The sequence below is a fragment of the Streptomyces sp. NTH33 genome (genome assembly GCF_003236365.1).
Lineage (GTDB): Bacteria > Actinomycetota > Actinomycetes > Streptomycetales > Streptomycetaceae > Streptomyces.
Map to the genome: position 1 here is coordinate 1 of NZ_POTZ01001009.1, position 825 is coordinate 825.

The following is an 825-nucleotide window of genomic DNA, read 5'->3' on the forward strand; positions in this document are numbered from 1 at the left end:
ACGGGACTGGATGCGAACAAGAAGACGCCCGGCCGCAAGCGCGGGCTCGCCGTGGACGTCATGGGCCTGATCATCGGCGTGGTGGTCCTGGCCGCGAGCGCACACGACAACGAGGCCGGCATCGCCCTGCTGGACCAAGCGGCCGAACGATGCGGGATGCGCCTGGAGAAAGCCCTGGTCGACCAGGGCTTCAAGGACGCCGTGATCATCCACGGAGCGGTGAAGGACATCACCGTCGAGGTCGTCCGGCGCAACCCCGACGACCAGGGCAAAGGCTTCGTCCCGCAACCGAAACGGTGGGTGGTCGAGCAGGTCAACGGCACCCTCATGCTCCACCGCCGCCTCGCCCGAGACTATGACCACCGGCCCGACAACGCGGCCTCCCGCGTCTACTGGGCCTCCACCGCCGGCATGCTCCGCCGCCTCACCACCCCCACCCCCGCCTGGCGCGACGACGTGGAGCTGGCCGCGTGAACGTCTGCGAACTCCTGCGGCTGCTGCAGGCCGAACACGACGAGACCACCGCACGAGCCGACCACCTGCGCGAGCAGATCGAGCGGCTCACCACCGCCCTCGCCGAGGCCGAGGCCCGCCTGGCCGAGCTCGCCGCCACCCGCAAGGTCATCGACGGCTTCGCCCCGCCCGACCACGAACCGGCCTCCGCGGAGACCGCCACCGTCTACCAGCGCATCGTGACTGCCTTCAACGAAGACCCCGAGAAGGTGTTCCGCGTCCGCGACCTGCACGAACACCTCGGCCTGCCCACCGACGAGCCCTCGATCAACGTCACCCGCTCCCGGCTGGGACGACTCGTTCGCCAGGGAT

General features: G+C 69.9%; 2 protein-coding genes. Both read left to right on the forward strand.

Annotation, left to right across the window (positions count from 1 at the left end; genetic code table 11):
- Positions 1-474, forward strand: a 474-nt coding sequence (locus C1I97_RS38140) for a transposase (protein ID WP_146608459.1), incomplete at its 5' end; no start/stop codon positions are given.
- A partial coding sequence (locus C1I97_RS38145; RefSeq protein WP_258382951.1) for a hypothetical protein occupies positions 471-825 on the forward strand: 355 nt, incomplete at its 3' end. The genes C1I97_RS38140 and C1I97_RS38145, both read left to right, overlap by 4 nt.